General features: G+C 32.0%; 8 protein-coding genes. 5 read left to right on the top strand and 3 right to left on the bottom strand.

Annotated features, from left to right (window positions below; genetic code table 11):
• Positions 1-495 precede the first annotated feature (495 nt).
• The 3 genes from repM to FTU22_RS15960 are packed head-to-tail and all read left to right on the top strand — an operon-like array spanning position 496 to position 2,155.
• The gene (gene repM, locus FTU22_RS15970; RefSeq protein ID WP_180095411.1) at positions 496-1,452 is read left to right on the top strand and encodes a replication initiation protein RepM; all 957 of its coding nucleotides are present in this window, start codon (positions 496-498) and stop codon (positions 1,450-1,452) included.
• Positions 1,445-1,999 carry a plasmid replication DNA-binding protein gene (locus FTU22_RS15965; protein WP_180095408.1) on the top strand — a complete coding sequence of 185 codons (555 nt, stop codon included), beginning with the start codon at positions 1,445-1,447 and terminating at the stop codon, positions 1,997-1,999. Before repM ends, FTU22_RS15965 begins: the two co-directional genes overlap by 8 nt.
• A 12-nt stretch (positions 2,000-2,011) precedes the next feature.
• A complete protein-coding gene (locus FTU22_RS15960) occupies positions 2,012-2,155 on the top strand; it encodes a hypothetical protein (protein ID WP_167514224.1) in 144 nt (47 codons plus the stop codon).
• A gap of 186 nt (positions 2,156-2,341) precedes the next feature.
• On the opposite strand, the gene FTU22_RS15955 is transcribed toward FTU22_RS15960, so the two are convergent.
• Positions 2,342-3,274 carry an Abi family protein gene (locus FTU22_RS15955; protein ID WP_180095405.1) on the bottom strand — a complete coding sequence of 311 codons (933 nt, stop codon included), beginning with the start codon at positions 3,272-3,274 and terminating at the stop codon, positions 2,342-2,344.
• 96 nt (positions 3,275-3,370) lie between these two features.
• Positions 3,371-3,910 (bottom strand): helix-turn-helix domain-containing protein, encoded by a 540-nt coding sequence (locus FTU22_RS15950; RefSeq protein ID WP_257225954.1) that lies wholly within the window; start codon positions 3,908-3,910, stop codon positions 3,371-3,373.
• 247 nt (positions 3,911-4,157) lie between these two features.
• Here FTU22_RS15950 and FTU22_RS15945 point away from each other — a divergent pair, with 247 nt between their 5' ends.
• Positions 4,158-5,240 carry a hypothetical protein gene (locus tag FTU22_RS15945; RefSeq protein WP_180095402.1) on the top strand — a complete coding sequence of 361 codons (1,083 nt, stop codon included), beginning with the start codon at positions 4,158-4,160 and terminating at the stop codon, positions 5,238-5,240.
• Between the two features lie 1,081 nt (positions 5,241-6,321).
• Here FTU22_RS15945 and FTU22_RS15940 read toward each other — a convergent pair.
• Complete coding sequence (locus FTU22_RS15940; protein ID WP_180095400.1) at positions 6,322-6,903, bottom strand: hypothetical protein; 582 nt, start codon at positions 6,901-6,903, stop codon at positions 6,322-6,324.
• Between the two features lie 1,653 nt (positions 6,904-8,556).
• On the opposite strand from FTU22_RS15940, the gene FTU22_RS15935 reads away from it, so the two are divergent.
• The gene (locus FTU22_RS15935) at positions 8,557-8,877 is read left to right on the top strand and encodes a hypothetical protein (protein ID WP_180095396.1); all 321 of its coding nucleotides are present in this window, start codon (positions 8,557-8,559) and stop codon (positions 8,875-8,877) included.
• Positions 8,878-9,304 lie beyond the last annotated feature (427 nt).

Here is a 9,304-nt window from a genome sequence, read left to right as displayed (position 1 = left end):
ACGAGTGAAATCGCTGAAATTCGCGCTTAGACTCTCTGAAAAACTGCTTTTTAGGCTGTGAAGCCTAAATAAGCGTAAATCACATGCAGAAAATTGAGCCTAGATCGAGCGAAGCGAGTAAAAAGCTTATGAGCGAAGCGAATTCCGAGCTGCTTTTGCTTTTTCTTAAAGTCACAACCCAATGAGCCAAAAAATTGCCCCAACGAATCGAGCGAAAGCGAGATTCAATAGAGTTTGAGCGTAGCGAAAACCAAGGGCAATTTTTCCTTGCCTGGGCTTTTAATTATTTTAAAGTTTTTAAATGCTTTTAGACATGCTGAAAGCCTTTATTTACAAGGTTTTCAAGACTAATAAGACTACAATTTCTTTGTCATAAGACTACAATTTCTTTGTCATAAGACTACAATTTCTTTGTCATAAGACTACAATTTCTTTGCATTTGATTACATCAGGTGCTAGTGTAGTCTTAATAACACTTATAACCTATGCAGTCTTATGAAAAATGACTTAGTAGTAAAAGATAATGCCTTAATTAATGCCAGTTATAATCTTGAAGTAACCGAGCAACGGCTTATCCTTTTATCAATAATAAGAGCAAGAGAAACAGGCCAAGGGATCTCATCCGACAGTAAATTAGAAATTCATGCTTCTGATTATGCTTCTCGCTTTGATGTCACCAAAGAAGCTGCATATAACGCTCTAAAGAATGCAGTTAATAATCTTTTTGAAAGAAAGTTCTCTTTTAAGGAAATTCATAAAGATACAAACAAAGAAATTGTAGTCAAATCCCGCTGGGTTAGCCGAATTGCATATGTTGATGACCTTGCTACATTAGAAGTTACCTTTGCACCAGATGTTGTTCCTCTTATTACAAGATTGGAAAAGCACTTTACAAGCTATCAACTTAAACAGGTTGCTCAACTCACTAGCAAATATGCTATTCGTCTATATGAGTTTCTAATTGCTTGGAGAGACGTAGGAAAAACACCTGTTATTTCTTTATCTGAATTCAGAGAAAAATTAGGACTTGATATTAATGAATATCAAAAAATGGTTAATTTTAAAAGTCGTGTTTTAGAACCAGCAATAAAGCAAATCAATGAGCTAACTGATATACATGTAAAATACGAACAGTACAAAACAGGAAGATCTATCTCAGGCTTATCATTCACTTTTAAGCATAAAAAAATTGATTCTATACCTTCAGAAAGAGATCCAAATACGGTAGATCTCTTTACCCAAATGACTGATGCACAACGTCACATGTTTGCAAATAAGCTTTCAGAGCTACCAGAAATGGGGCGGTATTCCCAAGGAACTGAAAGCTATCAGCAATTTGCTATTCGTATTGCTGAGATGCTGAAAAATCCTGACCGAATAAAAGAACTATACCCGTACCTAAAAAAAGTGGGATATATGCCATCAAGTAAAAAGGATGTAGCAAATGGCTAAGTTATCACTAAGTGAAGTATCTAATCGCTTTAACGTCAGTCGCTCTACGTTATATAGGGCCATAAAAGAAGGACGTATATCTCGAAGCTCTGATGGACTTTTTGATATTGCAGAAGTCATCCGATGCTTTGGGGAGCCGATCAAAAAGCATGAACAAAAACAAGAAGTGAATCAGTCTAAGGATGATGCGGATTTACGTCAGCTTGTTGATTTCATGAAAAAGGAAATTGAGTCATACAAAGATCGGGAAAAACGCTATTTAGATCAAATAGACCGCTTTCAACTACTATTAGGGCATAAAGAGTCTGAAGAAAAAATGTCTCATGATGCACCAGTGACACATCCTAATGATGTACCATGCGACAACAGTAGTGAAACACGTGAAACTATTGATAATAATAAATATGGTGAAATTATTACATCTCATGAAACACCAGTGACACGCCCCAATGAAACACCAAAACACGTATCAAAGACACACTATGAGATAAAGAAAAAACGTGGCTTATTTGGCCGTGTACTGAATGCTGTTTTTGATAATGACTAAGGGAGAAAGATCATGCCGAAACTGAAAGACATTGCCCTGGGCATTATTGTGGCCCCGCTGTTGATCCCGATCATGCTGATCGCATCGTACCAAGATAAAAAGGAGCTGAAAAAAGAGCTGGATAAACGCCAAAAAGAAAAAGACCAGGCATCCTGATTATTCAATTGGGCTAATTAAAACTGTGAAACATTGATCACTTATTAGGCGTGGAACGTGATAAATCAAAGAAAAAGCCCAATCGGGAAGGATTGGGCTTTTTACATCAACATAAAACACTGAATTTTAAAGAGAAATGAAAAGCATTTCGTATAAGGTGTATTATGTTAATTGTAGAAGAACTACTTAAACTTGGAGATGAACTGTTGAATTATGCTTCGCGTTAAATTGACTTAATAAAATAGGTAATAAATAGGAACTTGTATCACCACCAGAAATTTTTAACACTTCTAAAATATTTACATCTAACAAAGTATTAAGGAGCATCCAATACTGTGTTTTTTTAACTTCTGTTAAGAAAGCAGGATTAATATTAACTAAAAATATTTCAAGCAAGTCCATCAATCTTTTTAAGCTAACAATCAGATGTTGTGGTTTTTTCGGAATAAACTCACGCTGAGGATACTTTGACTCTGGTGTTTTTAAAATACTATCTTGATGACTAATTCTATTGCGGATGTTTTTTAGTCTGAATAATGTATCAACCTGTTCATTCAATAAATTTATGTCGAAATTTCCCTGAAAACTAGGAAAAATTTCACGCAAAACACTACTCAAACTATTGGTATGATGCGGGTGTTTCAAACCATTCATTAAACTTACCCAGAAGCCAAAACTCAAATTAGCCACAATGTCGTCAGGTAAGGGGAAATGTCTCCGATTTTTTTTTAATAAATCCAAAATAGCATTAATAACCATACTTTGACAGTCAGGTGATAACTGAAATGGAGATGAGAACCTTATAGAATTTTTTAATGTTTTTAGTTGAGTCTTGCTTGGTTTATGAGGTAATCCTTGGTACTGATTATAAATATTAGATAAGACAGCATGATCAATAAACCAATATTCACTATGACTTGTTGGCTGCACATATTTTTTAGATAAACAAATATGTAGATGACTCCGAAGCATGACTTCAAAATCACCAATCATTAAAAATAATTGTGATGATATTAGGCGACACCAACTATAAGCTCCATTCAATGCAGATGCATTATTGGGAACATTGAAAAAGCTTTCGTACGATGCAAATCTGATTGAAGGGATTGAATATGACACTTGCAAATTTTCCTAATTCTTTTAGAATGTAATAAGAAAGATATAGAGAGTCTCGATTTAGAGGCGACTCTATTATCAAAAATGAGCTAAACCCCGCTATATAGTGGGGTTTTTGCTTTCTAGTTTCAGGCGATCATCGCCTCCTCTTCTTTCCACTGCTTTTTTAAGCTCACGAGTTTCTTTGAACTCAGGAGCTAATTCGTTTAATTTTTCGACTAAACCAGATAAATCATATCTATTTGTAGTTCGTCCTTTTCCTGCAACGATTCTTGCTTCTCTTTTTATTAAACCAGCTGTTTCTAAGTCTGCTAAGTAACGTTGTACTTGTCTGGAACCCAAGCCAACACGATTTCCTAAATCTTTTTTACTAGGGAAAGGTTTGTTTCCTGCATCCCACCAATAATCAAGAAGTTGTATTAATAAAATTAACTGAGAAGGGTTAACACCTATACGCTTTTGCGCGCGTAAGAGAATAGAAGGAACAATACAGAAACCTTCATCAAGTATCTCTTTGCTCCATTTCTTTTGTGTTCGTTGGAGCGTACTTTTTTCAGCTACCATTTTTTGATACCAAGTCATATTTGTGATAAAATTTATCACTAAAATCATATATATGAAATCAAAAACTATAGACATATATTTCTATAGGCTAAAGACAAATATGTCCATAAGTTAGAGTCAGATCTGTCTCCTGAATAAATACCCATTTACCTAGTACCTAGGAGATACCATAACAATAGAACAATTTGGCTATAGTCTATAATGACTATAGGTGTCTTGATAAATTTAAAATTAATTAGAAAAATCTATTGAAAACATAAGTCTTAATACCCATAAAAACTTGATTGATTAAAAATTACACTTTTTATATTAGAGATAATTCATGAACGAAAAAACGAATCCTCAAGATGATATTGATGCTTTAAAGAAAGATATTCTATTTAAAATTGATCTTCTCAAACGTCGGGGAACACTATGTGCTGAAATAAACACTAAGTTTACTAGTATGGGTTTTAGCAACTCTAATACCTTTAAAGCTCTGAGCGCTAAGATTAAAAACTTGGATTCAGGCGACGTTAAAAAACAGCTTATTCAAGTACAGGAAGCTTTAGATAAGCAATTAGCTGATCACATAAAATTTACAAATAAAAGAGCTTATTTTTATGCTCTTCCAAAAGCAGAACTGGAAAAGATTTTTTCTCTATTACAGCAACCTAATGATTTTTTTCTTTTAGGTGAAAATAATACATCTTTCAATCTTGATGAAATTACCCACAATTCAATCGAAACCAGTTTGATCGTTGAAGATAATGACTTCAAAGTTGTCTACTTAAAAAATGCAAGGAATCGCAGAGATAACATCAGAATAGCAGGAGAAATTTCAAAAATAAAATCTGTAGAGAATGAGGAAATAATTGATTTAATTAAAGTAATTCAATATTCAATGAATGCTTATGACTTTATAGCTTTTGATTTGAATAATGAGCATTTAATCATTGGAGGAGATTTGAATGAAATCTTTCCTCGACAAGAAACTGAAAAAGCAATTGAGAAAATACAAATCGCCATACGTAAACTCGGAAAATTATCTGATTTAAAGAAAAATAATTTACGTAATTGCGTAGAAAATTTAGAGAAAGAAGAAAGTGGTGATGTATTAGATCATGCATTCATAACAGCAGATGGTGGTTATAACCATGCTGGAAAAAGCATAACTAGTGGACAAGATGTTCGAAAAGACAATTTTCACGCCGATGGAATAAAGGGTAAAGAAGCTGACTACTATGGGATAGTCAAAGCATATACTCTTCAAAATGAAGAAAAAGTAATTGTGAAAATTAAAATGACGTTTCGAGACTATAAAAAGGTTAATGTTCCAATCAGATTTGCAGTATTAGATGGTATTCAAACATTTAATGGACTGAAATTTTCCATTAGAAAAGTGATCCAACATAACCATAATTAGTATTCATAAAGTATGTGAAGCAAGTGCTTCACATACTAGCCATTTAACATAAAATCTCTTATACGAATTAGTATTATATAAAGTTCAAGCAATATTAGATAATGCGAAAACTTTTTCAAAATCTCCAATAATTATGAGAACTCTATCTTCTTTCACACTTATTACATGCATTCTTGCTGCTCTGATCAATCTAAGCTCTTATTTTTTTCATTTTGCATTCTCTTTCATACTTTGTATCTTCTTAATTTTTCCTCTCTTTGTTGTAGCTATCACCGTCTTCTCTGAAAAATTAGAGATTAATTTTAATGCTCTTTCCATCATCCTATTTATCTACGCAATTGCAACATTCTTTATAACTACAGGGCTATTGGATAACTTTAATGTCGAAAAAGATGGATTAAAGTATGTCTTAAACAATCGTGGAACTTTTATTCGTGAGGCAACTATTGAAGAATATCGTTTATATAAAAGTCGATCTTCTCGATTAGTGAGTGCATATTTAATGTTCTTTTTCCAAATCTTATACATAACTCTCAAATCCTCAACTCCTCAATTGCTCTCTCAAGTGAATGAAAAACAATAGACAATAAAAAAGCCCGACATCCTGTCGGGCTTTTTCGTATTGGTTCGCTTGGCATAACTCCTGTCGTGCCGCCGATCCTTGTGCGATTATTTATTTTTATTCTGCGGAACATCCTGTTCTCTTATGACTTCATGATATTGAATACAGGGGATTGTGAACATCCGCAAAATCCCTAAATTCATGTGCGCTCAGGCGTACAAAATTGGTGGATTTTTATCCCAAGAGTTGTCCGCAGAAATTGGGGATAATTTAAGCCAGCGTTGGCTTGATAACGCAGAGAAAAATGACAAATTGATTAAATATTGATCATTTTTATTGGCAAGAAGTATCAAAATAGCTCAAAAAGAAACCGACTTGTTTCCTAGTCGGCTTTTTGCTGTTTTTTAGATCGGTTAAAAATTTTTAACTATATGAAAAACAAAGATATTTTAAAAGGCATTTCGTATAACCTCTATTATGTTAAATAGGGTGCTTACATACTTCATTCCTCTTTAATTTCTACTGTATAGAATGAGCGTGTGAAAGGCACTGTGCTGTAATTTCATCAAGGTTTTTTTCGATCTCGTTCCAACTATCAAGATATTCTTGAAATTTCTCATTCATAAAGTTTGAATGTAATGCTACCTGCATATAGTAGCCATCAATAACCAGGGCTATAAAATTTAGGTTGCTTTCAACAATGGCATATCCACCATTTTGCATTTGCAGAAAAGAGCGAGAAGCATAATCTAAATACTTGGCTTCTATTGGGGTCTTAGCAATCATTGCTGGAGAATATGCGGCAAAGATATTTTCACTCTTTACATTGTTCATAGGTAGCCAATAGAGATATCCATCTGTTTGCTTTAGGCTTTCACATAGCAGTTCATATAAGGCTTGATTACATTTTTCTTTATATCTATTTGAAAAATCTAATAAATTTAATTTTTTATTTTTAGAAATTATTGAAGGATCAATATAATTCTTATGATTAATCCATAAAGTAAATATATTAGAAATATCGGTATATTCCTTATTACTCAATTTTCCATAATAGGGCTTTAATGGATCATTATCCTCAATCCAAGGTTCAGTTTTCATATTCCTAGAACCATTCTCTAGTGTATTTAGACATTCATTTTAAAGTAAAGAAAAACTAAAATTAACATAATACACGTTATGCGAAATTAGAAAAATGAGTTTATTGCACTGATATTTATCTGTTTTTTAAAGAATAAATATGTAAGCATCTGATTTAAATGGATTTAATTTTGGATCAAAAAAATAATCAAAAATTTTAAAATCATATAGTTATGAAATCTTTGTGCAACAAAGCCATTATATAAACATATCTAGCTATATATGTTCTTGCAATGGTAAAATCATTGCATCTAAGATATCTAGAAACAAATGACGAATAAACATGACTATTAATACTAATATAGAAAGTATATTGAATCCAATATAACCTAAATTTATACTAAGTCCCAACATGGATAAAGTAAGTATTATTGATAAAAGTGGATTTGCTTCAATATGAGAATTACATTTTGAACAATAGTAAGGATCATATTTTTTAAATTTCAAAGGAATAATAACCTTATAATTGCAACAAGGACATTTCCTTTTAGTTATCTTAATTAAAAAATTAATAATGTTTGACTCATACTTGAATTTAGTTTGCATAATTTATTTATATACCTTCTTATGGGGATTTTTATAAAAATTTAATTTAAAAAAACATATAATTAATTATAAATTACCTATAAAAAAGTATACTTTAACTTAACTATTTTTCGCTCATTTGTACAGATGCTTTATAAGTACCATATGCAATACTTCCACTGCTCAATACAATATAAAAAATCAAATATGACCGTTAGTTTCTGTGATTGGTGTAAGGAAAATGAGCTTAAATTTCAGCCTTACCAAACTCTGTATTATGAAAAATAGCTAAAATTAACATAATACACGTTATGCGAAGTTGAAAAATTGAGACTATAGCGTTAATTTTTATGTATTTTTTAATTTCAGACCTAGGCCAGTGCCTAGGTTTTTTTATTTCGTATAACAGCCATTATGTTAAATGGAAGGTACTTATTCTGATTACAGACCTATTCCACTAGATCGTAAATGTATGTTCTTTTAGCAAGTAGATAATTAACTTCGATATATCTTACTTTATAACAGGTATTATGCTTAATTTTTTTTTGAAAATCATAGTACTTGTGGTTGAATGGAAAGATAGAAATTGTCATGTTTTGAAGTAAAAATCTATTACCATGTATATTGACGTTATGTCGTTCGATGCCATGTTTAGTTGAAAAGGCTTTTTCCAAAAATAGGCATCCTACATATATATTCTTATGATTTTTTGATAGTTCTTCAGCTTTATTGATAAGAAAAAAATGCTCTCTTAGAACATATATAGTTGATGAAAAAAATATAATGATAAGACTAATTTGAACATAATTTTTTTTTAAATACTCAGTAATTTCCATTGTTTTTTAATATCTAAAAATTAGCATTGGTCTTAATTATAGCTTTAAGTTAAGTATTCCTAAAATTAACATAATACACGTTATACGAAAGGCCCTATTTACGGGCCTTTTAATCATCTGATTAACATAAAATCTCTTATACGAAATAGCCTTTAGACGACCTAATGTGTCGCTCAAAGAACAAGCTCACTTTTACTCTTGTAAATAATATTTTATTCTTATTCAACAACATAAAATCAGGAATGAGAGAATAATGAACCACGAAGTAAAAGTTATTTATGTTTTAGAAAAGGCTGTAGTTTTAGGTGTAATATCTATTGCCTGGTCATTTTTATGCTATTTAGCTGTTTTAGCTTACCAGCAAGCTAATTGGTTCGGCCTGACAACAATACTACTTGGCTTAGCATCTCTTTTATTTGTATTTATACAGAGTGTAATAGATATATCTGAAACCTATAGTGATGAGTTATATAAAAGATTTGGGGTGCTAAAAAGTGGGCTTATTTGTATAGCCGTGGCTTATATTGCTTTATTACCACCTGCGTATACATTGTTCTCAATTTTTAAAGGTTAACTCATGTTGCTTAGGGTAGCACTTATTTCTATATCCTATACCAAGCTTGACGTATTTGAATATTCTTAAATATTAAAGTAGATCTTACTTTTAAAAGAACAAGTCTACTAAATTTCGATTCTTAGAAGAGTCCAGCATTAGGTCATTTACTTTCAATCTGATCTCTTGCTGACCAGTCAGCTCTCCATTTATTCAATTTTTCAGTCACTACGACTTGAAGTACATTTTGGCGTATCCGTTTTGGCTTTTTCCCTTCAGTCATTTTTTCTATTTACCGTACATTTTGGCTATGCCAAAAGCTCCGCAGGACAAGATGCCACGTTGAGCTGAAAGCGAATAAGTCGGGTAATTTATATAACCAGGGCTTGCCATGTTATATAACATTACACATCTTGCCTGTTTCACCCTAATTAGGTTTCGCACTTAA

It is taken from the genome of Acinetobacter sp. YH12076, from assembly GCF_013419525.1.
GTDB lineage: Bacteria > Pseudomonadota > Gammaproteobacteria > Pseudomonadales > Moraxellaceae > Acinetobacter > Acinetobacter amyesii.
The sequence above is the reverse complement of the archived record's forward strand: the minus strand, read 5'-3'. Positions and strand labels throughout refer to the sequence as shown.